General features: G+C 64.8%; 1 protein-coding gene. It reads left to right on the plus strand.

All coding sequences use genetic code 11. The features are described 5' to 3' along the window. A partial coding sequence (locus SB725_RS33310) for an ABC transporter permease subunit (protein ID WP_410923710.1) occupies positions 1–244 on the plus strand: 244 nt, incomplete at both ends.

Raw genomic sequence — 244 nt, forward strand, 5'->3', positions numbered from 1 at the left:
CTGCAACCTGCTGCTCGGCTACACCGGCCTGTTGTCGTTCGGCCAGGGCATCTTCTTCGGCGTGGGCGCCTATGGTGCGGCGCTGCTGATGATCCACCTGAAGTGGGGCATGCTCGGCGCCTTGTTCGGCGCAGCGGTGTTCGGTGCCTTCTTGGCGCTGTTGGTGGGCGCCCTGGCCATCCGCCGCACAGGCATCTACTTCGTCATGCTGACCCTGGCGTTCAGCCAGATGGCCTACTTCCTG

The sequence above is a fragment of the Pseudomonas sp. SIMBA_041 genome, assembly GCF_046535095.1.
Taxonomy (GTDB): Bacteria; Pseudomonadota; Gammaproteobacteria; order Pseudomonadales; family Pseudomonadaceae; genus Aquipseudomonas; species Aquipseudomonas mucoides.